The sequence below is a fragment of the Gordonia aurantiaca genome (genome assembly GCF_039939235.1).
Lineage (GTDB): Bacteria > Actinomycetota > Actinomycetes > Mycobacteriales > Mycobacteriaceae > Gordonia.
Window position 1 is genome coordinate 883,728 of sequence record NZ_JBDUUF010000001.1, and the last position, 22,782, is coordinate 906,509.

22 protein-coding genes are annotated in these 22,782 nt (G+C 68.9%); 14 read left to right on the forward strand and 8 right to left on the reverse strand.

The window, feature by feature from the left end; all coding sequences use genetic code 11:
- Positions 1–210 precede the first annotated feature (210 nt).
- A complete protein-coding gene (locus tag ABFT43_RS04025; protein WP_347959076.1) occupies positions 211–999 on the forward strand; it encodes a DUF3027 domain-containing protein in 789 nt (262 codons plus the stop codon).
- 17 nt (positions 1,000–1,016) lie between these two features.
- Complete coding sequence (locus tag ABFT43_RS04030) at positions 1,017–3,797, forward strand: sacsin N-terminal ATP-binding-like domain-containing protein (RefSeq protein WP_347959077.1); 2,781 nt, start codon at positions 1,017–1,019, stop codon at positions 3,795–3,797.
- Positions 3,798–3,817: 20 nt separating this feature from the next.
- Here ABFT43_RS04030 and ABFT43_RS04035 read toward each other — a convergent pair whose 3' ends face one another.
- Positions 3,818–4,408 (reverse strand): TetR/AcrR family transcriptional regulator, encoded by a 591-nt coding sequence (locus tag ABFT43_RS04035; protein WP_347959078.1) that lies wholly within the window; start codon positions 4,406–4,408, stop codon positions 3,818–3,820.
- Positions 4,409–4,542: 134 nt separating this feature from the next.
- Here ABFT43_RS04035 and ABFT43_RS04040 point away from each other — a divergent pair, with 134 nt between their 5' ends.
- The gene (locus ABFT43_RS04040; protein ID WP_347959079.1) at positions 4,543–5,682 is read left to right on the forward strand and encodes an acyl-CoA dehydrogenase family protein; all 1,140 of its coding nucleotides are present in this window, start codon (positions 4,543–4,545) and stop codon (positions 5,680–5,682) included.
- A 123-nt stretch (positions 5,683–5,805) separates the two neighbouring features.
- Here ABFT43_RS04040 and ABFT43_RS04045 read toward each other — a convergent pair whose 3' ends face one another.
- Positions 5,806–6,528, reverse strand: coding sequence for a hemerythrin domain-containing protein (locus ABFT43_RS04045; protein WP_347959080.1), 723 nt, complete (start codon positions 6,526–6,528; stop codon positions 5,806–5,808).
- A 217-nt stretch (positions 6,529–6,745) separates the two neighbouring features.
- Here ABFT43_RS04045 and ABFT43_RS04050 point away from each other — a divergent pair, with 217 nt between their 5' ends.
- From ABFT43_RS04050 to ABFT43_RS04080, 6 genes are all read left to right on the forward strand, one after another.
- Entirely contained in the window at positions 6,746–7,351 is a 606-nt protein-coding gene (locus ABFT43_RS04050; RefSeq protein ID WP_347959081.1) for a phosphatase PAP2 family protein, read from the forward strand.
- 485 nt (positions 7,352–7,836) lie between these two features.
- Entirely contained in the window at positions 7,837–8,676 is an 840-nt protein-coding gene (locus ABFT43_RS04055; protein ID WP_347959082.1) for a hypothetical protein, read from the forward strand.
- 60 nt (positions 8,677–8,736) lie between these two features.
- A complete protein-coding gene (locus ABFT43_RS04065; protein ID WP_457590093.1) occupies positions 8,737–9,477 on the forward strand; it encodes an outer membrane protein assembly factor BamB family protein in 741 nt (246 codons plus the stop codon).
- Between the two features lie 124 nt (positions 9,478–9,601).
- On the forward strand, positions 9,602–10,102 hold the full coding sequence (locus tag ABFT43_RS04070) for a hypothetical protein (RefSeq protein WP_347959083.1): 501 nt from the start codon (positions 9,602–9,604) through the stop codon (positions 10,100–10,102).
- A 35-nt stretch (positions 10,103–10,137) separates the two neighbouring features.
- The gene (locus ABFT43_RS04075; protein ID WP_347959084.1) at positions 10,138–11,388 is read left to right on the forward strand and encodes an acyl-CoA dehydrogenase family protein; all 1,251 of its coding nucleotides are present in this window, start codon (positions 10,138–10,140) and stop codon (positions 11,386–11,388) included.
- Between the two features lie 50 nt (positions 11,389–11,438).
- Complete coding sequence (locus tag ABFT43_RS04080; RefSeq protein WP_347959085.1) at positions 11,439–12,518, forward strand: phosphotransferase family protein; 1,080 nt, start codon at positions 11,439–11,441, stop codon at positions 12,516–12,518.
- Positions 12,519–12,559: 41 nt separating this feature from the next.
- On the opposite strand, the gene ABFT43_RS04085 is transcribed toward ABFT43_RS04080, so the two are convergent.
- The gene (locus tag ABFT43_RS04085) at positions 12,560–13,564 is read right to left on the reverse strand and encodes an oxygenase MpaB family protein (RefSeq protein WP_347959086.1); all 1,005 of its coding nucleotides are present in this window, start codon (positions 13,562–13,564) and stop codon (positions 12,560–12,562) included.
- Positions 13,565–13,638: 74 nt separating this feature from the next.
- Between ABFT43_RS04085 and ABFT43_RS04090 the strand changes: the two genes are divergently transcribed.
- A complete protein-coding gene (locus ABFT43_RS04090; protein ID WP_347959087.1) occupies positions 13,639–14,217 on the forward strand; it encodes a TetR/AcrR family transcriptional regulator in 579 nt (192 codons plus the stop codon).
- 73 nt (positions 14,218–14,290) lie between these two features.
- Here the strand turns inward: ABFT43_RS04090 and ABFT43_RS04095 are convergent, their stop codons facing one another.
- On the reverse strand, positions 14,291–14,539 hold the full coding sequence (locus tag ABFT43_RS04095) for a DUF2530 domain-containing protein (protein WP_347959088.1): 249 nt from the start codon (positions 14,537–14,539) through the stop codon (positions 14,291–14,293).
- 99 nt (positions 14,540–14,638) lie between these two features.
- Between ABFT43_RS04095 and ABFT43_RS04100 the strand changes: the two genes are divergently transcribed.
- Both ABFT43_RS04100 and ABFT43_RS04105 read left to right on the forward strand, forming a co-directional pair.
- The gene (locus tag ABFT43_RS04100; RefSeq protein ID WP_347959270.1) at positions 14,639–16,126 is read left to right on the forward strand and encodes an NCS2 family permease; all 1,488 of its coding nucleotides are present in this window, start codon (positions 14,639–14,641) and stop codon (positions 16,124–16,126) included.
- Between the two features lie 126 nt (positions 16,127–16,252).
- A complete protein-coding gene (locus ABFT43_RS04105; RefSeq protein ID WP_347959089.1) occupies positions 16,253–16,720 on the forward strand; it encodes a MarR family winged helix-turn-helix transcriptional regulator in 468 nt (155 codons plus the stop codon).
- Positions 16,721–16,739: 19 nt separating this feature from the next.
- Here the strand turns inward: ABFT43_RS04105 and ABFT43_RS04110 are convergent, their stop codons facing one another.
- Entirely contained in the window at positions 16,740–17,987 is a 1,248-nt protein-coding gene (locus ABFT43_RS04110; protein WP_347959090.1) for a GNAT family N-acetyltransferase, read from the reverse strand.
- A gap of 174 nt (positions 17,988–18,161) precedes the next feature.
- On the opposite strand from ABFT43_RS04110, the gene ABFT43_RS04115 reads away from it, so the two are divergent.
- On the forward strand, positions 18,162–19,016 hold the full coding sequence (locus ABFT43_RS04115) for a TrmH family RNA methyltransferase (protein ID WP_347959091.1): 855 nt from the start codon (positions 18,162–18,164) through the stop codon (positions 19,014–19,016).
- Positions 19,013–19,336 (forward strand): DUF2537 domain-containing protein, encoded by a 324-nt coding sequence (locus ABFT43_RS04120; RefSeq protein ID WP_347959092.1) that lies wholly within the window; start codon positions 19,013–19,015, stop codon positions 19,334–19,336. Before ABFT43_RS04115 ends, ABFT43_RS04120 begins: the two co-directional genes overlap by 4 nt.
- A gap of 130 nt (positions 19,337–19,466) precedes the next feature.
- Here ABFT43_RS04120 and ABFT43_RS04125 read toward each other — a convergent pair whose 3' ends face one another.
- The 3 genes from ABFT43_RS04125 to serC all read right to left on the reverse strand — a co-directional run bounded on the left by ABFT43_RS04125 (position 19,467) and on the right by serC (position 22,776).
- Positions 19,467–20,297, reverse strand: a complete 831-nt coding sequence (locus ABFT43_RS04125; RefSeq protein ID WP_347959093.1) for a DUF6928 family protein — start codon at positions 20,295–20,297, stop codon at positions 19,467–19,469.
- 3 nt (positions 20,298–20,300) lie between these two features.
- On the reverse strand, positions 20,301–21,395 hold the full coding sequence (sepH, locus tag ABFT43_RS04130; protein WP_347959094.1) for a septation protein SepH: 1,095 nt from the start codon (positions 21,393–21,395) through the stop codon (positions 20,301–20,303).
- Between the two features lie 235 nt (positions 21,396–21,630).
- Positions 21,631–22,776: a phosphoserine transaminase gene (gene serC, locus ABFT43_RS04135; RefSeq protein WP_347959095.1), complete on the reverse strand. Its 1,146-nt coding sequence runs from the start codon at positions 22,774–22,776 to the stop codon at positions 21,631–21,633.
- Positions 22,777–22,782 lie beyond the last annotated feature (6 nt).

A 22,782-nucleotide genomic window follows, 5' to 3' on the forward strand; every position in this document is an offset into this window, starting at 1 on the left:
CGCCGACCCGGGATGAGGCGCGGCGCGCCGACCGCGGCTGTCGGCGGGCGGTCGGTGTTGCTGGTTCGCCGGACCCCGCTGGGCCCCGCGCCCATCGTCGTGTCGGGAACTCCGTGGGATCACGATGACGATTGTTCCTCATCGGCGGCCGGTGCTGCTTGAAGCGGGTCGGTTGTGTGGCCCACGTGGCCGATATTGCACACTGGAACCGTGACTGACGTAAGTGACGGCGGACGACTGCTCGCGGCTGTCGACATCGCTCGTGCAGCGCTGGTCGAGGAAGGACAACAGCCCGGCGCGCATCGGCGCAGCGTCGCCGAGGGCGAATGGGCTGCCGCACACTATTTCGACGCGGAGCTCGCAGGCTATCGCGGGTGGCAGTGGTGCGTCGTGCTGGCGGGTGCGCCCGGCACCGACGAGATCACGCTCAGCGAGATCGTGCTGCTTCCCGGCGAGGGTGCGCTGCTGGCCCCGCCGTGGGTCCCGTGGGCCGAACGTGTCGCGTCCGGCGACCTCGCCCCCGGCGATCTGCTGGCCGCCGAGCCCGACGATCCCCGCCTGGTGCCGAACCACATCGACACCGGCGACGAGTTCCGCTTCCACTCCGAGTCCGAGGATCCCGACGACATCGGTCAGGTCGCCGGCGAGATCGGTCTGGGCCGGCGTCGCCTGCTGAGCCTCGAAGGCCGGCTCGATGCCGCCCAGCGTTGGTACGACGGCGAGTACGGCCCGAATTCCGAGATGGCCCAGGCCGCGCCGTTCAACTGTTGCACCTGCGGCTTCTACGTCCCGCTGTCCGGCGCCCTGCGCGCCGCCTTCGGCGTGTGCGCCAACGAGTACGCCGCCGACGGTCGGGTCGTCTCCGCCGAGTACGGCTGCGGCGCGCATTCCGACGTCGAGGCGCCCAAGGGCAACGGATCGCCCGCCTACGAGGCCTACGACGACGGAGCGCTGGAGATCATCGAGTTCAGGCGCGACGCCGAACCGGCTCGCTCCTGAACGACACCGGGCGTCCGATGAACGCCGACCCGGTCGACCCGGATCCGTTCGACACCGAGTCGCTGCGGGAGGCGACGCTCGACGCCTGGGCTGCGTCGCCGACCCGGCTCGCCGAGGACGCGGCCGCCGAAGCCGATCTGGTCACCGTCGGTTACCGCGACCGGCTGCTCACCGAACTCGCGGCCAACGCCGCCGACGCCGCAGCGGCCGCCGGGATGGCCGGCCGGCTACGGGTGTGGGCCGACGGCGATGACCTCCACGTCGCGAACACCGGCGCCCCGCTGTCGGTCGAGGGAGTGCGATCCTTGGCGGCGCTGCGGGTGTCGGCGAAAGAACCCGTCGACGGTCAGATCGGCCGGTTCGGGGTCGGGTTCACCGCCACCGCAACGGTTTCCGACCACATCGAGGTCCGATCGGTATCCGGGTCGGTGGTGTTCGACCGCGACCGGACCCTGGAGGCGGTGCGACGGGCCGGGATTCCCGCCGACGACGGGACCGTCCCGACGCTGCGGCTCGTGTGGCCGAGCGGGGCACGGCCCGTCGAGGGTTTCGACACCGAGATCGTCCTGCGACTGCGGGAGCCCGCCGGGCCACTGCTGGAGGCGATGATCGCCCAGGCTCCCGACCTGGTCGTCGAACTTTCCGCCCTGCAACGGATCACGGTCTCCGACGTGGATGTCGCGGTGGACCGGGAACCGGGACCGCAGCTCGACGACGCCGATGCCGCCGCATCGGTGGTCACGGTGACCGTGGACGAGGCGGGCGAGCGGGCGACGCGGCGGTGGCTCGAGGTCGCGCGCGGCGGCACCCGCTGGCTCGTCGACGCCGACGGCGGGGTCCCGCCCGAGCACGACGTGCTGCGCGCACCCACCCCGACCGACATCGAGCTGAGCCTGCCGTGCCGGTGCATCACCGACCTGCCGCTCACCCCGGACCGGCGACATCTCCACCCGCGGGCCGAGATCGCCGACGCCGCGGTCGGTTACGTCGATCTCGTCCGGCTCGTCGACCCGGCCAGACGTCTGGACCTCGTGCCCGAGCTGCACCTCGCGCGCAACCGCGACGACTCCCGCCTCATCGAGGCGGTGCGCCGACGACTGCGGGACGCCGCGTGGTTGCCGGTCGCCGACGGTGGGGAGCTGATCCCGTCACGGGCCGTGGTCCTCATCGGTCTCACCGATCGGCTGGCCGAGTTGCTGGGTGATCACTTCGGTGATCTGGTTCATCCCGATCTCTCGATGGCGCAACATCTTCCGACGCTGAGACGACTGGACGTCGACGAACTGGGGCTGGCCGCGCTGGCCGAACGACTCGTCGGGCTGCAGCACGAGCCGGGCTGGTGGCACGACCTGTACGACGCGCTGGCGTCGCTGGTCTCGACCGGACGCGAGGTCGAGGAACTGGCCGCGCTCCCGATCCCGCGGTCGGACGGCCGGATCGCGGTGGGGGTGCGGGGCCTGTTCATCAGCGATCGCATCGCCACACCGATGCGGTGGATACCCACCGTCCATCCCGAGGCCCGGCATTCGCTGCTGGAACGGCTGGGCGTGCAGGAGATCTCGGTGTCCGACGCACTCGCCGACCCGGCGTTGCGGGTGCTGGTCGAGGACATCGACCTCGACGCCGTCGACGACGGCGGGCTCGCGGGCGAGATCTGTGCCGTGCTGCGCGCCGATCCGGAAGCCGCGGTGCCGTCGTGGTTGTCCGCGTTGCCGCTGCGCGACACCGATGGAGAGCTCCGGCCGGCCGATGAGCTGCTACTGCCGGACAGCCCGCTGCTCGGTGTGCTCGTCGAGGACCATCCGTTCGGGGTGGTCGCCGACGACGTCGTCGACGAGTGTGGCGCAGCGGAACTGCGCCGGCTCGGCGTCGGATGGGGATTCCTGGTCGTGGAGGACGAGCTGCCGGTCGGACCCGACCACGATCTTCCCGACGAGGAGGAGTGGTGGGACTCGCTGCCCGAGGCTCCCGAGAGTTTCCGGGCGGTAAGGGATCTCGACCTCGTCGACGAGACCCGCTGGCCCGAGGCGCTCACGATGCTCGCGACCGACGAGCAGATCGCGCCGCTGCTCGCCGACCGCAACGGTTACACCGCATGGTGGTTGCGACGGCATGCGGAGGTCGACGGACTGTTGTTGGGGGAATATCGCGCGCCGTCGGACGAGACCCTCGACGGGATCATCGACCCCCTCGACCATCCGCACGCCGATGCCCTGGTGGGTGCGCTCGCCCGGCTGGAACCCGACACCGCCGCCGACGCCGCGCTGCTGCTGACGCGGTTGGGGTCCCCGGATCGGTCGATCACCTCCGGCGCGGCGGTGTTGGTGCATGCCGCGGTGGTGGGCGCCTGCCGGTCCGGCGTCGTCGACCCGGTGGATGTCGAGGTGCCGGAACGGGTTCGGACGTTGTCCGGCGGGGTCGCCGAGCGTGGGGTGGTCGTCGACGAGGCATGGTTCCTGCAGGCGCTGGCAGACGACGAGGTGGTGCTCGCCGGCCCGACCGTCGATCCCGCCGACGCGGAGATCCTCGCGACCCTGCTCGACCTGCCGCTGGCCTCCGAGGAGTACGGCGCGACGATCGCCGAGCCCGGCGACCCGGTCACGTGGGCACACCCGGAGGTGGTGCGGTTCGCCGCCGAACGTGGGATCGAGGTGCCGCGGGGCCAGGTGAGGCTCCATGACGAACTCTGGATCACATTGCGCGACGACGGTTCTGATCGTGAGGCCCGGGTGCGCTGGTGGGTCGACGACGCTGGGGTGACGCACGTGGAGCGGCGAGTCGGGCCCTCCGCTCCCTGAGGTACGAGGAGTGCAGGCGGCTACCGGTCCCCGCTCCCCGCGTCGATTCCGGACGTGAGAATCGACGCGAGCTGCCGGTAGGCCGCGGCGTCGTCGAGCCCGGTGGCGGCATGGACCTCGCGGCGCTGGATTCGGCTCATCATCGATGCGGCGAGATCGGCGGCGAAGGCCGCGTCGACATTGCGGAACTCGCCGGCGGCGACACCGTCGGCGATCAGTTCCTGCACGCGCTGCGCGGCCGCGGCGGTGTTGAGCTCGTAGAGCGCGCGGGTGGGGGCGAAGGCGTCGAGGTCGCGCATGAATGCCGCCGACGCCGGCGACAGCGCCTCGCCGACCGCGACCAGATACGCGATGACCGCCTCGCGTGGGCGCGCGGCCTCCTTCACACGGGCTTCGACCTGTTCGGTCGCGGTCCGGAAGAAGTGGGTGACCGTCGCCGTGACCAGCTGTTCCTTGCTCGCGGCCAGCGTGTACAGCGTCGACTTGGAGCAACGTAGTTCGGCGGCGATGTCGGCGATCGACAGGTGCGCGAAACCGTCGCGCAGGATCAGGTCGAGCAGGGCGTCGAACAACGCGGCACGACGCCGGGTCGCGAAACCCTCGCGCGGCATCCGACCACCTCCCTGCGTCTCGAACCGGTACCGGTCGCACCGCCGCGGCTGTACGGACGGCTTGCGAAATAGTACTGTGCAGGGAACCAGAGTACTAGTTCTGTTACCTGAACGCCGTGACATGGAGGTTCCCGATGCCGGTCGACCGTCTGCTGCCCAACGACGAGGCCCGCGACCTGATCGCACTGGTCCGCGATATCGCCGACAAGCGGATGGCGCCGATCGCCGGCGAGTACGAGAAGGAGCGCAAGTACCCGGAGGGACTCTTCGCCGAACTCGGCGAGGCCGGCCTGCTGGGTCTGCCGTACCCGACCGAGTGGGACGGCGGCGGCCAGCCGTACGAGGTGTACCTGCAGGTCCTCGAGGAGCTCGGCGCCCGCTGGGCCGCGGTCGCGGTGGCGGTGAGTGTGCATGGGCTCGCCTGTCATCCGCTGTTCAACTTCGGCACCCGGGAGCAGAAGGAGAAGTGGCTGCCGGACCTGCTCAACGGCAAGCTCATCGGCGCCTACAGCCTCAGCGAGCCCCAGGCCGGTTCTGACGCCGCGGCCCTGGCCTGCCGTGCCACCCCGACCGACGGGGGCTACTCGGTCACCGGGTCCAAGGCGTGGATCACCCACGGCGGCATCGCCGACGTCTACAACCTCTTCGCCCGCACCGGTGAGGGGTCCAAGGGCATCTCCTGCTTCTTCGTCGCCCGTGATACCGAGGGCCTCGACTTCGGCAAGCCCGAGGACAAGATGGGCCTCCACGCCGTCCCGACCACCGGCGCGTCGTACGACAACGCCTTCGTCGAGGAGGGGCGTCGACTCGGTGCCGAGGGGCAGGGCCTCCAGATCGCGTTCTCCGCACTGGATTCCGGGCGTCTCGGCATCGCGGCGGTAGCGACCGGTCTCGCGCAGTCCGCGCTCGACGCCGCGGTGGAGTATGCGCAGGAGCGAACCGCTTTCGGCCGCAAGATCATCGACCATCAGGGCCTGAACTTCGTGTTGGCCGACATGGCGGCCGCGGTCGACTCCGCCCGGGCCACCTACCTCGACGCGGCGCGTCGTCGTGATGCCGGGATGGAGTACTCGCGGGCCGCGGCGACCGCAAAACTCGTCGCCACCGACGCCGCGATGAAGGTCACCACCGACGCGGTGCAGGTCTTCGGCGGATACGGCTACACCCGTGACTTCCCGGTCGAGCGCTACATGCGCGAGGCCAAGATCACCCAGATTTTCGAGGGAACGAACCAGATCCAGCGCCTGGTCATCGGCCGTGCACTCACCAAATAGCCTGCGGAGTAACCCAAACACCACCAAAATCGCCACTTCCGTCCAGAATCGCGAGCTGAAACCACCCTGCGGGTCTGAAGCGGAAGTGGCGATTCCGCGCCTGGGGAAGGCGGGTCTGGGGGTCTAGTGCGCGACGTAGTAGAAGGCGCGGCCGTCGAGCCGGCGGAACGACGGTCCGCCGAGCCTGACGATCAGCTTGAGGGCCGCCGGGACGCGGGTGTAGACGGCGGAGAGGTGCTGATCGCTCAGGCCCTTGAGCATCAGCGGACCGACCTTCATCATCTCGCGGATGCTGCCGGTCTTGTTCATCATGGCCTCGAAGTCCTCCCAGTCCCGAGGCGTCATACGCCGCTGGACGATGGCGAGGGCGTCGGTCTCCTCGTGGGCCAGGTGATCGCCGAGAACGGTTCGCGCCCGCGAGAGCACATCGGCCAGAGTCGCGCGGGTTTCTCCGCCGGGCCGCTCGACCATCGCCGCGAAACCGGCGGCCGACTCCTCGAGCAGTGGGTCGATCAGATCGTGTTCGGACTCCATTGCCTCCAGGACGATCTTCTCCGACTCGTCGGCGCGCTCCTCGAGCAACGGCCACAAATGCAGATCCTCGCCGTTGTGATGGTGGTGCAGGGCGTCGGAGAACAGCTCCCAGCGCGTGGCGAGAGCGCGCCAGGTGCCGGTGTCGTCGAGCGGGGTCACGGGCACGGCCGCGGCGAAGTCGGTCAGATCGCGCCGGAACATGTGGTGCGCGACGTACATCATGAACGGGTCGACCGGACCCTCGGGCGCGGCTGCCTGACCGGGCAGGCGCAACCGGGTCGGCTTCTCGAGGGTGAGGAAGGGGCTCTTCATCTTGTGGATCTCGCTTCCGGATGCTGTTTTCGGGGCTGTTGTCGGCAACCACTGTCGAACCGGCGGCTTGTGGCGCACTTGAAGGCGGCTTGATCCGGCTGTGTGTGCAGGTCACCGGACTGCGGTTGTCGGTCGACCGGATGGTTGCGGACGTCGGGATAGGGTGAGGCAAGGGGCGGCTCGACACTCCTCCGAGACAGAGAAAGGCCGGTGACGGATGTTCATCTCGCCGACGTGGATCGACGAGAACGTCTGGGAATGGGTGGTCACCCACCGCACCGAGCCGTGGAACACGATCGCCGAGGTGATCACGGTCTTCGGCAACACGATCACCCTCACCGCGGTCACCGTTCTCGTGGTCGTGGCGCTCGCCGCGGTTCGACGAACCGCCGACGCCGTCTTCGTCGCGGCCGGCACGATCATCGGATTCGCGATCTCACAGGCGCTGAAGTTCGGATTCGCCCGCAACCGGCCGCCGGTCGAGGATCGGCTGCTCAACATCGACACGTTCTCCTACCCATCGGGTCACGCGATGATGACGATGATCGTGTTCGGGCTGTGTGCGGTGGCTGCGTATCGCTGTTTGGCGTGGGTTCGCGATCACCGGTGGATTCTGTTACTGGCCCCGCTGATTTCGATCCTGGTGGGGCTCACCAGAATCGAACTCGGCGTGCACTGGACCACCGACGTGCTCTCGGGCTGGCTGTTCGGCGCGATCTGGGTATGGGCATGCACCCAGGCGTTGCTGCGGTACGAAAACCGGCATCGCGCAGGGGTTCCCGTCGTCGACGCCCCGCCGGAGGGTACTCACCGGGTGGAATAGTCCACACGGGGGATAGTCGCCCGGCGTCTCCTGGGCCTGACTGTGGAGATGTCCCACGGGTGACGGAGGCCCCGGCTCGTTGCCGCCCGATCCCGGCGAGTCGCCGACCGCGGCGACGCGACCCGGGTCCGAGCCGCCGACCGTCGTGCCCGGGGTGTCGTCGGACAAGGGCGTCTCGCTGAACAAGGGCGTCTCGCTGAACAAGGGCGTCTCGCTGAACAAGGGTGTCTCGTTGGACAAGGCCATCTCGTCCGACGCGGACGTCCCACCGATCCGAACGCGACCACCCCGTCCGGGGCGATCCCGGCCCGATCCGTTCGCCGAGACCCCGGATCGGGCAGATCCCGTACGGGGCCGCCGGCGGGATGGCCGTGGGACCGCAGTACCCGTACCAGGGCCCCGGTGCGGGGCCGACGGGGCAGGTCGGTCCACCGGGGTCGGCCCTGCCCATGGGCCCACCGGGCATGCCGCCACCCGGATATCCGATGCCGGGGTGGCAACCTCCGCCGCGGCGCCGATCGAACGCCGAGGCGTACCTGATCACCGGTCTTGCGCTCGTGTGCGTGCGCGCGCTGGTCGCCGGCGGGGTGGTCTGGTGGAAGATGCGGCAGTCGGGCGAACCCGAACTCGTCGCCGGACAGCTGACGCGGTCGTATCCCACGGCGCCGGGTGCGGAGTGGAGAGTCGACGCGGCGTCGCTGGGAGGCACGAAGTTCAACTCGGTCATCCCGTCGGAAGGGCGCTACGGCGCGCTCGGGGCGGTCACCGACGGGCAATCGCTGGTGACCCTCGTGGGCGGCGATTTCAGCGGTGTGACCGACAGCTGGGTGGTCGGTATCGACGTCGAGACCGGTGACAGTTGGCGGTTCGACCGGCAGGTGCGACATTGCGCGGACCGGATCGTCGACCACGTCATCGTCTGCGGAGGGGAGACCGACCTCCACTTCATCGACACCAGAACAGGCAAGGTTGTCTCGAGCGTGGCCAAGCCGACGACCACCGAAGCCGTGGCCTACAACGGCGAGGCCGCTTTCCTCGCGCGGTTCGATGACTCGCTCACCATTCTCAAGATCACCCGCGACGGAACCGTGGAGTGGTCGCGGCCGGTGAGCCCGCTTCCGGAACCCGCCAACGGCAGTGGCGACTCGACCTATCTCACCGCCACCGACAACGCAGTGGTGTACGCCGGACTCGTCGTGTACGCGGTATCGGCGCTCATGGGCACACCATCTTCTCGGAGACGGGTGGCTCCTCGGAGATCGGCAGATTCGACGACGGCACGCTGGCCGTCCAAGCGGGTACTCCGGCGGAGGGGTTCACACTGACCGACCGCCGGGTCGTGATGCTGCGCCCCGACGGCTCGACGACCGAACTTCCGGGTGGCCATGTGGCGGTGTCGGAGGTCGCAAGTCCGAACCAGCGCAACCGAACGCATACCTCGCAAGATCATCGAGCTCGACCCGCCGCAGGGCTTCGCCGCCGAGGCGACCGCGGCGTCGGTGCTCTACGTCGCGTCGCTGGGCATGGGCGCCCCGATCTCGACGACGCACCCTGACACCGCGACGGGAGATCGGCGATGGGAGTCCTCCGCTCTCGGCCCGTCCACGGCGAGCGGCCACGCCGTCACGGACGGAGAGCGACTCATCGCAGCCACCGCCGAGGGTGGCGTGAGTGCCGTCGATCTGGCGACGGGAGTCCCGGCCTGGACCTTGCCTGCCGCGGCGATCGGGAACCTGGCGGGCACTGAAGGCCGGGCCCTCACCTTCGCCGTCGGCGATCGCCTGGTCACCCTCACCGACACCACCATCACCGGCTTCGCCCCCACGGGCCCACGAGCGATCATCCCCGGAACCGAGCGAGAACCTGACACCGGTTCCGGCGGAACCACATACGTCACGCCCTGTGGTTCTTCACCGGTCTTCGAACCGCAGACCTTCCGCACCGCGGCCGGCGGTCTGGTGGTGACGATGAAGGTCACCGCGAGATGTCCCGCCGGCGACGTCCTCTACGGTCCGCGGACCCGGATCACCATCTCCGACGGCAGTGGACTCATCGCGTCGGGCGACTTCGACTTCCGGCGCACTCCGGTCGCGGTGCCGTCCCTCGACGACGTGGGGCGGCGTTGACGCTGGAGCTCACCTATCCGCCGGGCAGCTTCTATCGGCTCCCGGACACCCTGCCTGACGGAACATCTTTCGGCGGATCCGGTTCCGGCAACGGTGGCGCGAACGGCGACCGCTATCTCGTGGAATGCGACAAGGGCGCGACACCGGACGCGCCGCCGTCGTTGCCCGTGTCGGAGTCGGGGATGTCCTCGGCGTCGTCGGTGGCGACGGGTGCATCGTTGCCGGCGGGTGCCAACGTGACCGCGACAGCGCGAGCGCGCTCCGCCTGCAGGCCGACGCCGACCGCGCGTTCATCCTCGCCGACCTCGACAATCGCTGGGTGGCGCAGCTCAGTTCCAAGCGACCGGGCCTCGTCGCCGATGGCCGCACCTGGGACGATCCGGCGATCCTCGACGAGTTCCTCGCACTCCGGCTGCGCTTCAACGACGTTCGGCTGCTGTACAGCGACGAGTGGCCGGTGTTCTCGTACTCGGGCTGGTGGGTGACGGTTGCCGCGGCGACGTTCCCGGGGCCTCTGGAGGCGAACAACTGGTGCCGCGCCCAGGGCTTCGATCCCGACCACTGCTTCGCCAAATTGATCCGTACGACGGGCGGGCCGGAGGGGACCACGCTCTATTGGAAGTAGCCCCTGGGACCAGTGACCCACGATACGGTCGGGGCATGGACTTCTCTCCGTCACCGCGGTCCGCCGAGCTCACCGAGCGGGTGCGGGCGTTCGTCACCGAAAAGATCGAACCCGTCGAAGCCGAGATCCACCGGGACATCAAGAAACGTCGTGACGAGGGCGGCAACCCGTGGACGCCGTCACCGATCATCGCCGACCTGCAGCAACAGGCGCGCGCAGAAGGGCTGTGGAACCTCTTCCTGCCCGCCGCGCACGCCGGCCGCTATGCCGCGGACTTCGGCACCGATGGGGGAGAGGGCCTGTCGAACGTCGACTACGCGCCGATCGCGGAGGCCATGGGGTCGTCGGCGCTCGCGCCGGTCATCTTCAACTGCAACGCGCCGGACACCGGCAACATGGAGGTGCTGCTCCGCTACGGCACCGAGGAGCAGCGCAAGCAGTGGCTCGAGCCGCTGTTGCGCGCCGACATCCGCAGCGCGTTCTGCATGACCGAACCCGCGGTCGCGTCGTCGGACGCCACCAACATGGCCGCGACCGCGGTCCTCGACGGCGAGGACGTGGTCATCAACGGCACCAAGTGGTTCTCCACCGGAGTCGGGCACCCCGACTGCAAGGTGCTGATCTTCATGGGCGTCACCGACCCCGACGCCGACCGCCACTCCCGGCACACGATGGTGCTCGTCCCGATCGACACCCCGGGGGTGAAGGTCGAGCGGATGCTCACCACGATGGGGTACTTCGACGAGCCGTTCGGGCACGGCGAGGTCAGCTTCGACGACGTGCGCGTCCCGGCGTCGAACATCCTCCTCGGACCGGGCCGTGCTTTCGAGATCGCGCAGGGACGCCTCGGGCCCGGTCGCGTGCATCACTGCATGCGGGCGATCGGCCTGGCCGAACGTGCGCTCGAACTCGGTGTCCGGCGCGCGCTTTCGCGTGAGGCGTTCGGGAAGCCGCTGGCCAAGCTGGGCGGCAACGGCGAACGCATCGCCGACGCCCGCATCGCCATCAACCGGTCGCGGTTGCTGGTGCTACACGCCGCGTGGCTGCTCGACCAGGGCATGAGCCGCGAGGCGCTGTCGGCGGTCAGCGAGATCAAGGTCGAAGTGCCGAACATGGCGCTGTCGGTCATCGACATGGCGATCCAGTTGCACGGCGGTGCCGGTATGACCGACGACTTCCCGCTCGCCCAGGCGTGGGTGGGGGCGCGGTCGCTGCGGCTGGCCGACGGGCCGGACGAGGTCCACCGCAACGTCGTCGCGCGGCTGGAACTCGGCAAGTACCGCTGACGCGGTCCATCGACTCACATATTCGAATCGGAAGGGTGAAGAGATCAACCATGTCTGACGAGGTGGCCGGCGCCAGGGAGGTCCGGGACGAGGACGCATTCGACGTCGAGGCGGTGGCGTCGTGGCTGCGCACCGCGGCACCGGATGTCGAAGGACTCGACGCGACGCCGCAGGTGCGGCAGTTCTCCGGCGGCGCATCGAATCTCACGTTCCTGCTGCGTTATCCGACGCGTGACCTGATCCTGCGTCACGCACCGCGGGGCACCAAGGCCAAGGGCGCGCACGACATGCGGCGCGAATACCGCATCCAGTCCGAACTCGCCGAGGTGATCCCTTACATCGCGCCGATGATCGCCTTCTGCGACGACCAGTCGGTGCTCGGCGCCGACTTCTACGTCATGGGTCGCATCGACGGGGTGATCCCGCGCAAGGAATGGCCGGCCGACGTCCCGTTGAGCCCCGAACAGGCACGACAGCTGTGCTTCAACTTCATCGACACCCTCGTCGAGGTGCACTCGGTGGACGTCACCAAGACGGGCCTGGGCGACCTCGGCAAGGGACCCGGCTATGTGAAGCGGCAGGTCGGCGGTTGGATCACGCGCTTCCGCAACGCGCACACCGCCGACGTCCCCGACCTCGAGAAGGCGATGGCCTGGCTCGACGAGCACCAGCCCGATGACGTCGGGAACTGCGTCATCCACAACGACTTCAAGCTCGACAACGTCGTCCTCGACAAGAACGACCCGACCGAGGTCATCGGCATCCTCGACTGGGAGATGGCCACGCTCGGCGATCCGCTGATGGATGTCGCGGGGTCGATGGCGTACTGGATCCAGGCCGACGACTCCGACGCCCAGCAGATGATGCGCCGCGTGCCGACGCACCTGCCGGGCATGATCACCCGTGCGGAGTTCGTCGAACGCTATTGCGAGCGCATGGGTTTCGAGATGACCCCGCACAAGTGGCGCTGGTACGAGGCGTTCGGCCTGTTCCGCGCCGCCGTGATCGCCCAGCAGATCTACTACCGCTACTACCACGGCCAGACGCACAACGAGGCGTTCGCGTTCCTCGGGGAAGCGGTGAAGTTGCTCGACGGGCGGTTGGACGAGATCATCGACCGCGCGGGGTGAGCCCGTTTCGACGGCTCACCCCACGCGGCGATCACTGACCGCTAGGGCGTCGCAGGACACCGCCGCTCCGACGCCGGACACTCTGCTGCGAACGAGTCCAGCTGCATGGACCGGTACGAACGTGCCAGCCGTTCGCGCCGGTACTGGTGATAGGCCATGGGGGTCAGGATGATTCGTCGAGGAAGGTGCCGCCACGCGGCCTGCAGGAGGCGCTGGTACAGGCGGAACTCCCACTGCTCACGACGGCCGAGACGTACCGTGGTCGCCGCCCGCACGCCCGGATGCAGAATGCTGAACGAACACACCTTGACGACGTGACCGGCCAGAGGGCGGACCAGCATCCAGATTGGGGTGAGGACGGTCCGCACGACCGGTGGCAGACCGATCGTGGGCAGGGGCAGTCGGGTGAGTCCTTCGGTGACCTCGTCGAGGAACGAGTTCGGTTGCACCCGTTCGGCAACCACCTCGTCGTACCACCGCCGGGCGTCGGCCAGGGTGGCGGGCAGCTGATAGGACTTGCCCGGCAACTGGAGCACGCCGAACCGCTCGAGCATGAGTGCGTAGGCGAGTTCCTCCTCGTCCGGGGTGAGTTCGATGCCCGTGCACGGGGTGAAGCTGTGGAGGTAACCCATCATGGCGCTCATCGCGATCCAGTTCCACAGCGTCGGATCGAGTGCGCTGTAACGGGTCCCGGCGAAGGCGCCGTGTCCGGTGCCGCGGACCTCGCGATGCAGGTACTTCAGTCGATCGGCGAATTCGTCTCGGGTTCGGTCGTCGCCCCACAGCACCAACTGTTCGGCGCCGAAGCTACGGAGACCGCGATCGACGAAGTTGTCGGCGAAGCGGCCGGTCCGGTCGACGGCCGCCGCGACCGGCGCAAGGGCGACCTGGTCGAAGAACGACGCGACGAAGAATCCGAACAGCAAGCTGCCCAGATGCCACCGGAACTGCTCGACCGCCGGCGGCAGGTCGGTGAGGTCGACGGCCGACGTCGCCTGTTCGGGTGTCGTCGCGTCGACGGAACCGGTCTGATCTGTGAGTGTCATCGCGTCCCCCCAGAAATGTTAGTAGTCGGCCTGAACACTAACATTGCGATGATGTGCGTGTGAAGAGCCCGGGCATGTCCCGTGCGGAACGCACCGGACAGAAGATCCTCGACGCGGCGATGTCGTCGATCCTCAGCAAGGGGATGAAGCGGACCTCGATCGAGGCCATCGCCGCGCTGGCCGGCGTCTCCCACATGACCGTCTACCGTCGCTGGCCCCACAAGGAGGACCTCTTCACCGACCTCCTGTCGAGGGAGGCGGACGCGCTCTTCGCCCGGGTCGACGCGAACCTCGACGCGGTCGACGACCCGCGCGAGCGACTCGTCGAGGGCTTCGCGCAGATCTTCTGGGCCTTCTACGACCACCCGCTGCTGGCGCGTGAATACGCAACCGACCCGGCGACCACGCTCCGCGTGCTCTCCGTGGCGTCGGGGCCGGTGTTCGACCGTGCCGTCGACTACCTCACCGCCCGCGTCACCGGACTCGCCGGTGCGGACCCGACCGGGCAGCGGGCGCGGCGCATCGCCGAGGTCCTGGTTCGGATCACCCACTCACTGCTGCTGACCACGCTCGAGACGCGCCCGTTCGCGAGTCCGGACGAGGCGCGCGAGTGGGGGCGGGAGCACCTCGGCTGGATCTTCGTCGAGCACTGAGGGCCGCCATCTCGACAACCGCGGCCTCGAGGGCCACCGCTCCGAGGATCACCGCCCCGAGGGCCGCCGACCGCTAGTCCAGACCCACCTGGGCGCCCTTGGCGCCGCGTCGGACACCGGCCTTCTGAACGAACACGATGGTGGTGCCGAGGAGGCCCACGGCCAGCCCGACCAAACAGATCTGAAGTGCCTTGTCGCCGCCGACGTCGGTGATGGCGACCACCACCGATGCGACGACCCACGCCAGCATCCCCACCACGATGACCGGCTCGGGGGCGCGCAGTGCTCGGGGCAGTTCGGGGATGTCGTCAACATCGGACATGGCACAAAGAGTAGCTTTCCTCAGGTGACCAACGATGTTCCGAGTGAGTCCGGCGACGTGACACCCGACGACACCGCCGCCACAACCGCTTCCGAACCGGTGCCCGCGGAAACCGGGCCCACCACCACGAAGGGCCCGTCGACCGCGATCCCGAGCGGTCCCCTCGACCGCTTCTTCAAGATCACCGAACGCGGCTCGACGATCAATCGAGAGCTGCGTGGCGGCCTGGTCAGCTTCTTCACGATGGCCTACATCGTGGTGCTGAACCCGATCATCATCGGCGGCATCCCCGGCGGGGACAAGAACACCGACGTGCTCGGCAACGTCCTCCCGCTGGCCCAGGTCGCGGCGGTCACCGCGCTGGTCGCCGGCGTCATGTCGATCCTGTTCGGCCTCGTTGCCAACTATCCGTTCGCCATCGCCGCCGGCCTCGGCATCAACAGCCTGCTCGCGGTCACCATCGCGCCGGAGGTCACCTGGCCCGAGGCAATGGGCCTGGTGGTCGTCGATGGCATCATCATCGTTCTGCTGGCGGTCACCGGCTTCCGCACCGCGGTCTTCAACGCGGTCCCGCCCGAACTCAAGGCGGCGATCGCCGCGGGCATCGGCGCCTTCATCGCCTTCGTCGGCTTCGTCGACGCCGGGTTCGTCAAGCGCATCCCCGACGCCGCGGGCACCACCGTCCCGGTCCAGCTCGGCATCGACAACTCGATCGCATCCGTCCCGACCCTGATCTTCGCGCTCGGCGTGCTGATCATGGGCGTCCTCGTGGTGCGGAGGGTCCCGGGCGGCCTGCTCATCGGCATCGTCATCACGACGATCCTGTCGATCATCCTGGAGTCGGTGTTCGACTACGGCTCGGGAGTCGAGAACCCCAAGGGCTGGGGTCTGTCGGTTCCCGACATCCCGGGGGCGCTCGGCAGCCTGCCCGACCTGAGCCTCGTCGGGGACGTCGACCTGTTCGGCGCCTTCACCCGCATCGGTGTGCTCTCGGCGTCGGTGTTCGTGTTCGCTCTCGTGCTGTCGAACTTCTTCGACGCCATGGGCACGATGACCGGTCTCGGCAAGGAGGCCGGGCTCACCGATGAGAAGGGCAACCTCCCGAACATCGGCCGCGCGCTGGTCGTCGAGGGCAGCGGCGCGATCGTCGGCGGCGTCGCCTCGTCGTCGTCCAACACGGTCTTCGTCGAGTCCGCGTCCGGTATCGCCGAGGGCGCCCGCACGGGCCTCGCCAACATCGTCACCGGTGCGCTGTTCCTCGCCGCCATGTTCTTGACGCCGCTGTACGAGGTCATCCCGCTCGAGGCGGTCGCGCCCGCGCTGGTCGTCGTCGGGGCGATGATGATCGGGCAGCTACGTGACGTCGACTTCACCCGCTTCGACTACGCGCTGCCGGCCTTCCTGACGGTTGTGTCGATGCCGTTCACCTACTCGATCGCCAATGGCATCGGCGTCGGCTTCATCAGCTGGGTGGTCATGGCGACCGCGAGCGGCAACGTCCGGAAGGTCCATCCGCTGCTGTGGTTGGTGGCCCTGGTGTTCGTCGCGTACTTCGCGCGCGGCCCCATCTCCGACCTCCTCGGCTGACGTCTCAGATCTGCACACACGCGCGTCGTCGATTGTTGCGGCGCTGGTCACGGCCGGTGTCATCCGGCCGGGTCAATTTGCGTTGCTTATATACGTCCACCGAACCACCTCGCATACGCTGGGAGAATGCATTCACCGTTCGGTGACGGAAGCCTTTCGGGGGACCTGTCCTTGGCCGTCGTACGCCTGGCGCGTCGCCTGCGTGGGCGTCGCGAGAACAAGCTGGTGTCGTTGACCCAGCTGTCGGCGCTCTACACGCTGCACCAGGAAGGGCCCATGACACCGGGTGCGCTCGCCGCGGCCGAGCGTGTGCGACCGCCCTCGATGACCCGGGTCATCGCGTCCCTCGCCGACCTCGGCATGATCAAGCGTGAACCGCATCCCACGGACGGTCGTCAGGCGATCGTCGCGCTCTCCCCGCAGGGGCTCGAGGTGATCAAGGACGAATTGGCGGCCCGCGAGGCGTGGCTCAGCGACCGCTTGCGGGAGCTCACCCCGGCCGAGCGAGAGACGCTGCGTGAGGGGGTGAGGATCTTCAACAAGATCCTCACCGTCCCGGACACGGATGTGCCACGACCGCGGGCGGCGGTCTGAGCTACGTCCGATCGAAGGATCAGAAGAACGTGCCGGAGAACGGCGCGCGATCGGTGCTGAACGCCAGGTCGAGTGCTCGAAGCGTTGTCGGGGAGTCGACGTCGAGCCGGCCGGCAGCGGCGAACTCCGAGGGGCGGATGCCGCCGAGGTAGATGCTCGACAGCACCGAGGTATCCATCCGCACGGTCGGCGCGATGCCCGCTTCGGCGGGGGTGACGATCGCATCGCCGCCGCGCACCGACAGCTTGTAAACCCCTCCACGACCACGGAATTCGTCGGTGATGTCGAGGACGACGTCGAGGTCTGCGGCGTACTTGCGCGCCGAAAGCGCGGCCGGGACGTCGAGGATGCGCAGCCACATCTCGTCGCGGCGGCCGGTCACCGTCACCGCGCGGAGGTCGGTGAGTTTGAACCGCAGCGGGTCGTCGACGGGGACGGTCGCGGTCAGCGACGGGATCAGATCGAGGCTGACGAGCACACGCCACAGGTCGGTGTGTGCGTCGTCGGTGACGGCGAAGATCTCGTTGACCTCGCCGCGCACGCTGCCGGACGGGTCCTTGTAGATGCGGTAGCTGGCGTATCCGTCGTCGTGCAGCAGGTAGTGCAGGCCGCTCGAGCTCAGCGGGCGCTCCGACGGCCGGTCGGCGAGGATCGGCGCCCACCACGCGGGCGTGCGGGTCAGTGCGCCCGGCGTGCCGAGGGTCCAGCGGGCGTGCAGGTCGGGGACGGCCGCGGCGATCTCCTCGCGGTCCGCGAAGCGGACGGTGGCGTCCTTCGGCTGCGGGCTGCGCATCACCGGTCGGCCCGGGGTCAGCGAGACGGTGTGGGAGAAACAAGCCGGCCCGAACCCGAAGCGCTCGTAGATCGTGCCCTCGCTGGCGGTGAGGATCGCGAAGGTGAAATCCTCCGACTCCCACTGCTCGAAGAGCTCGGTCAGCATGCGGCGCAGGATTCCGCGACGACGATGTGTCGAGGCTACCGACACCCACGACAGGCCCGCGGCATCGGCGACGCCGGCGCCGGGCAGCGACATCGACATCCGGTAGAACATCGACACCCCGACGAGCAGGTGGGAACGCAGCCCGGTGTCGCGGACCAGGACGATGTCGTCGTCGGCGACCTTGTTGCGCAGGTCGGCGCGTTCGTCGTCCGGCAGCGGATTGCGCATGGCGAATGCGCGCGCGTCGGTGAGGATGATGTCGTCCCAGTCGGCGTCGGTGGCGCGCTGCAGGGACAGACGTGACTTCGGGGTCGAGACACTGGTCACGCCCTCCACATTTTCACATCGGGACGTTCCGGGCACGTACCGGGCGAGCGAGCCGCGCATCCGGCGCTCCCGGGAGGCGACCGCAGCGTGCGGAGGCCGGGGACCGACACGTGAGCCACGCACCGCGGGACCGTGTCCGAGGCCACTGGACACCCGGGTGGCACACTGTTCGGCGTGCCCGGGCTCGCAGTTGACGTGATCGACATCGACGACCCGCAGGATCCGCGGGTCGAGGACTTCCGCGACCTCAACTCGGTCGACCGCCGCCCCGACCTTCCGGTGTTGCCGGGCGGACGTCCCGGACGCGGCCTCGTCATCGCCGAGGGCGTGCTGGTCGCCCAGCGGATGATCGCCTCCCGGTTCTCGCCGCACGCGTTCTTCGGCGTCGACAAACGACTTCAGGAACTCTCCGGCGACCTACGCGACCCGTCGCTGCAGGGCGTGCCCTTCTATCGCACCTCGGCCGAGATCATGGCCGAGGTCGTCGGGTTCCACCTCAACCGCGGAGTCCTGGCCGTGGCGCGGCGCCCACCGCTGCTATCGGTCGAGGAGGTCATCGCCGGCGCGAAGACGGTCGCGATCCTCGAGGGCGTCAACGACCACGAGAACATCGGCTCGATCTTCCGCAACGCCGCGGGCCTCGGCGTCGACGCCGTGTTGTTCGGCCGCGGCTGCGCCGACCCGCTGTACCGACGCTGCGTACGCGTCTCCATGGGCCATGCGCTGCTGGTGCCGTTCGCGAGGTTCGAGGAGTGGCCGTCGGGTCTCGACGACCTGCGCTCACGCGGCTTCCGGCTCATCTCGATGACCCCCGACCCGTCGGCCGTCACGCTCGCCGAGGCCGTCGACGCGGAGAAGGTCGGATTCCTCGTCGGCGCCGAGGGCCCGGGCTTGACCCGGTCCGCGATGGCCGCCTCCGACGTCAGGGCGCGCATCCCGATGAGCCGTGGCACCGATTCCCTCAACGTTGCGACCGCTGCCGCCGTCGCGTTCTACGAACGCGTCCGGTCCGGCACGATGGAGTGGTGAACAGCACCGATCCGCTCGCCCGGCACGAGTCCGTCGCATGGTCGGGTCCCGCCGAACCCACACCGTGGGGTCTCGGGATCATCGTCGCGGTGTTCTGCGCCTTGTTCGGGGCGTTCGTGCTCGTCGGCATCCACGAACTGATCGGCAACATCCAACGGTTCCTGGGCATCGCCGCGGTGCTCATCGTGGCCGGCGGCCTCGGCTGGACGCTGTGGGAGTTCCGCTACCGGCCGGTGTGGCGGTGGATCGTGTGGGGCCTGCTGGTCGGTTTCCTGGCCGGGGTGGCGTCGTCGGTGGCGCTGCTGGTGATGGGCCGCTGAGCCCTGAGACCGCGCTGAGGTTGCCGATCGAACACCGGCCAGGGATTTCGTAGAAAACAACGGGACATGGCGTCCACAACTTCTACGTCTTCCCCACCTGAACCCTGGAAGTTCCGGCCGCTGCTGAGCCCTAGAACCCGAAGTACGCCCGGATTCGCCCTTTCCTGCGACGCCCGCGCTCGGGACCTGGCTCTCCGATCTCGACGTCATGCCGTTCGACGCCGCGTCGACCGTTGCGGGCGGCGTTCGCGGCCCGGTAGGCCTCGAAGTCCTCGGGCGTCGGCTCGTACTCGGCCGGGTGCAGGGCGAAACAGGTGACCGGTATGGACGCGGGATCGAGGTCCGTCGGCGAGAACGGGTGCGTGAAGCGGAACCCGAGCCAGTCGCGGTTGGCCTCCTCGGCGAGCTGCCCGGGATGGAACGGCAGCGCCATCGGCTGGGCGGCGAAGCGCTCGGTGAACGGGATCGGGAATTCGCCCGCCCAGAACGGTCGCTCGAAGGTGAACGGCAGACCCTGGTCCTCGTGGATGGTCACCGGGTCGGCGGAGAAGGACCGGCGCAGCGTCCCCTGTTCCCAGCGCGCGAACGCGCCGAAGGCGGTGTCGGGATCGACGTGGAGCAGCGTGGCCACCGAACTCGGTCGGATCGCGGCGAGGGTCCGGGTCAGCATCGACGGTGTGGTCGTCTCGAACAGCGAGCACGAGATCACCGCCAGCGGTCCGTAGAACCCGGCGTAGACGTGATGGTCCCGGGCGGCCGCGGCGGTGGCGAGGTCGGTGTCGACGAGCGGGACGAGGACGCTGTCGCCGTAGATCGTCGACGCGAGCTGCTGCGCGCGACCGACATCGTGTCGGGGCAGGGGGTTTCCGGAGTCGTCGGGTGCCGGGTGTACCGCGGCTCGAAGGTCACCGGCCGGGTCGGGGGAGTCGATGAACCAGACGGTGGCCGCGCGTGCCGTCATCTGCTAGCTGTTCCCGTTGCTTCGAACTCCGAGCAGGACATCCTCCCAGGCCGGGACGGACGGCTTGCGGGACTTCTTCTTCCGCGGGCGATCGCCGGCGGTGGTGGTGTCCTTCGGCGCGGGTTGCTCACCCGACTCCTGCGCGGCGGGTTGCTCGGGCTGGTCCGACGGCGTCTCGGTCTCGCCCGGCGCGGGCGTGCTCTCGGCCGGTGCCGGGGCTTGCGCGACGGGGGCCGGTGCGACGGGAGCCGGCACAACGGGGGACGGGGTCACGGGCGCGGAGATCGGGGTGACCGGGCGGACCTCGGCGGCCGGCGGCTGCGGCTCGTCGTCGAACCCGAAGTCGAGCGGCACGGTGCCGTCGTCCTCGCGGGCCGCTCGCTGTCGTGCCCGCTGCGCGCCGATGAGGGAGTTGGCGTCGACGGTGACCTCTTCGCGGCCGTCCGGCGTCGCCTCGACCGAGACCTCGGGCGTTGACACCGGATTCGACACGGGGGTGAGCCGGCGTCGCGGCGTGATGGTCTCGGGGTGGGTCAGCTCGTCGGCCAGGTCGTCGAGCGGGTCGACGGTGCCGCCGTGCGTGCCGGGCATGTAGCGCCAGTGCGCGAGATTGTCGGTGCGTCCGACGCTCCACGCGACCTGCACCACCCAGTAGCCGTCGTCGCCCTTCCAGGCGTCCCAGTCGGCGTCGGCGGGGTTGTGGCCCATCGCGACGAGACCTTCGGCAACCGACTCGGCCAGCGTCGCGACAGCCGGGCCGTCGTGCCGGATCGGGTGTGCGGCACTGGCCAGCTCGCACGCGCGGGTGCGTTCGAGCAGGACCGGGTGGGCGAATCGTTCGATCTTCTCGACGCCCACTCCGGCGGCGGCGGCGACCTCGGCGATGGAGGCGCCCCCACGGATGCGTGCCTGGATCTCGCGTGGCCTCAATGCACTTTCCATCTCGATCTCGATCTGTCCCAGCCTGGTGATGTCGCCGCGGGCCGCGGCGCGGAGGCGTTCGTCGGAGGCGATCCGGAATTTCTCACCCGTCTGAGGGTCCTGGCAGATGACGTGGGAACCATCGGTTTCCACTCCGACGACGCGGAGCTCACGCATCTGCTCCTCCTCCGGTGGGTGCACGCATTGGGGTCACACTAACTCACCTGATCCGCAGGTCCTTGTGGGACACGCGGTAAAACCGCAGTTCAGCACCTGTGTGGCGGGTGCGACGGCAGCGGCCGGTGCGGCGGGTGTTGCCTGTGGGATCAAGGCTACCCGCTGGTCGATACGCCACCGGCGCGTCGACCCGAAGGTGCGGACGCGCCGGTGACGACGGTGGATGCTGACCAGCTCAGAGGCGCTCGACGATGTAGTCGATGCACTGGGTGAGCTTGGTGACGTCCTCGGGCTCGATGGCCGGGAACATGCCGATGCGCAGCTGGTTGCGGCCGAGCTTGCGGTACGGCTCGGTGTCGACGACACCGTTGGCACGCAGGGTCTTGGCGACCGCCGCCGCGTCGACGTCGTCGTTGAAGTCGATCGTGCCGACGACCTGGCTGCGGTTGGCCGGATCGGCGACGAACGGCGTCGCGAACTCGCTGGCCTCGGCCCACTGGTACAGGCGCGAGCTGGAGTCGGCGGTGCGCGAGACGCACCAGTCCAGGCCGCCGTTGTCGTTCATCCACTCGATCTGGTTGGCGAACAGCAGCAGCGAGCCGACGGCCGGGGTGTTGTAGGTCTGGTTCTTGCTGCTGTTGTCGACGGCGGTCGGCAGCGACAGGAACTCGGGGCACCAGCGGTCGGTCGCGGCGATCTCCTCGATGCGGGCCAGGGCGCGCGGGCTCATGATCGCGACCCACAGGCCGCCGTCGGAGGCGAAGCACTTCTGCGGCGCGAAGTAGTAGACGTCGGCGTCGGCGATGTCGACCGGCAGACCGCCCGCGCCCGACGTGGCGTCGATCGCGATCAGCGCGTCGTCGGAACCGGCGGGCCGCACGACGGGCACGGCGACACCGGTCGAGGTCTCGTTGTGCGCCCAGCCGATGAGGTCGCAGCCCCCGAAGTCCTCGGCGGTGAGGGCCGACGGATCGGGCGCGGTGCCCGGCTCGGTGGAGATGACGGCCGGCGAATCGAGGAACGGGGCCTTCTTGCTGACCGTCGCGAACTTCGACGAGAACTCGCCGTAGGTCAGGTGTAGCGAACGCTGCTTGATCAGGCCGAACGCGGCGGCGTCCCAGAAGGCGGTGGTGCCACCGTTGGAGATGACGACCTCGTAGCCCTCGGGCAGGGAGAACAGGTTGGCCAGACCCTCACGGATCGAACCGACGACGTTCTTCACCGGTGCCTGCCGGTGGCTGGTGCCGAACACCTTGGCTCCGGTGTCGACGAGGGACTGCAGCTGCTCGGGGCGCACCTTCGACGGTCCGCAACCGAAGCGGCCGTCCGACGGCAGCAGGTCGGCGGGCAAGGTGATAGATGCGGTCGCGGTATCGCTCATGGGCTT

Coding starts and splice junctions, on each gene's coding strand:
- ABFT43_RS04030 (WP_347959077.1), top strand. CDS start 1,017: ATGAACGCCGACCCGGTCGACCCGGATCCGTTCGACACCGAGTCGCTG.
- ABFT43_RS04035 (WP_347959078.1), bottom strand. CDS start 4,408: ATGCCGCGCGAGGGTTTCGCGACCCGGCGTCGTGCCGCGTTGTTCGAC.
- ABFT43_RS04040 (WP_347959079.1), top strand. CDS start 4,543: ATGCCGGTCGACCGTCTGCTGCCCAACGACGAGGCCCGCGACCTGATC.
- ABFT43_RS04045 (WP_347959080.1), bottom strand. CDS start 6,528: ATGAAGAGCCCCTTCCTCACCCTCGAGAAGCCGACCCGGTTGCGCCTG.
- ABFT43_RS04050 (WP_347959081.1), top strand. CDS start 6,746: ATGTTCATCTCGCCGACGTGGATCGACGAGAACGTCTGGGAATGGGTG.
- ABFT43_RS04055 (WP_347959082.1), top strand. CDS start 7,837: ATGCCGGGGTGGCAACCTCCGCCGCGGCGCCGATCGAACGCCGAGGCG.
- ABFT43_RS04065 (WP_457590093.1), top strand. CDS start 8,737: ATGTGGCGGTGTCGGAGGTCGCAAGTCCGAACCAGCGCAACCGAACGC.
- ABFT43_RS04070 (WP_347959083.1), top strand. CDS start 9,602: ATGCGACAAGGGCGCGACACCGGACGCGCCGCCGTCGTTGCCCGTGTC.
- ABFT43_RS04075 (WP_347959084.1), top strand. CDS start 10,138: ATGGACTTCTCTCCGTCACCGCGGTCCGCCGAGCTCACCGAGCGGGTG.
- ABFT43_RS04080 (WP_347959085.1), top strand. CDS start 11,439: ATGTCTGACGAGGTGGCCGGCGCCAGGGAGGTCCGGGACGAGGACGCA.
- ABFT43_RS04085 (WP_347959086.1), bottom strand. CDS start 13,564: ATGACACTCACAGATCAGACCGGTTCCGTCGACGCGACGACACCCGAA.
- ABFT43_RS04090 (WP_347959087.1), top strand. CDS start 13,639: ATGTCCCGTGCGGAACGCACCGGACAGAAGATCCTCGACGCGGCGATG.
- ABFT43_RS04095 (WP_347959088.1), bottom strand. CDS start 14,539: ATGTCCGATGTTGACGACATCCCCGAACTGCCCCGAGCACTGCGCGCC.
- ABFT43_RS04105 (WP_347959089.1), top strand. CDS start 16,253: ATGCATTCACCGTTCGGTGACGGAAGCCTTTCGGGGGACCTGTCCTTG.
- ABFT43_RS04125 (WP_347959093.1), bottom strand. CDS start 20,297: ATGACGGCACGCGCGGCCACCGTCTGGTTCATCGACTCCCCCGACCCG.
- sepH (WP_347959094.1), bottom strand. CDS start 21,395: ATGCGTGAGCTCCGCGTCGTCGGAGTGGAAACCGATGGTTCCCACGTC.
- serC (WP_347959095.1), bottom strand. CDS start 22,776: ATGAGCGATACCGCGACCGCATCTATCACCTTGCCCGCCGACCTGCTG.